This window comes from Bacteroides muris (ex Fokt et al. 2023) (assembly GCF_024704895.1).
Classification (GTDB): Bacteria; Bacteroidota; Bacteroidia; order Bacteroidales; family Bacteroidaceae; genus Bacteroides; species Bacteroides muris.
Genome location: NZ_JAMZEE010000154.1, coordinates 1 through 227 on the forward strand (window position 1 = coordinate 1; position 227 = coordinate 227).

Below are 227 nucleotides of genomic sequence, written 5' to 3' on the forward strand. Positions count from 1 at the left end.
ATGTATAGCTTTTTCAGGTTCAGCATGAGGCATTCCAGGTTGTGCGTATTCCTGTTGTAGGCATATCCGGGAATGTCTAAATCAGGATTTCCCTGCGCTCCTCCGCTTTCCCCGGGGGGAGTAAGAGGGGGAAGTATAGCATTCCCCCCGTACATCATGGCCATTGTTTCTAGTGTTTTAATGATTGGTGATTCATGGTTAGCATACGGGTCTCCATTCCAGGAAGT

Annotated in this window: 1 pseudogene; it reads right to left on the reverse strand. The window is 48.0% G+C overall.

What is annotated here, in order from left to right:
- A pseudogene (locus M1B78_RS18940) lies at nt 1-134 on the reverse strand (DUF4373 domain-containing protein); the annotation flags it as partial.
- Between the last annotated feature and the right edge of the window lie 93 nt (nt 135-227).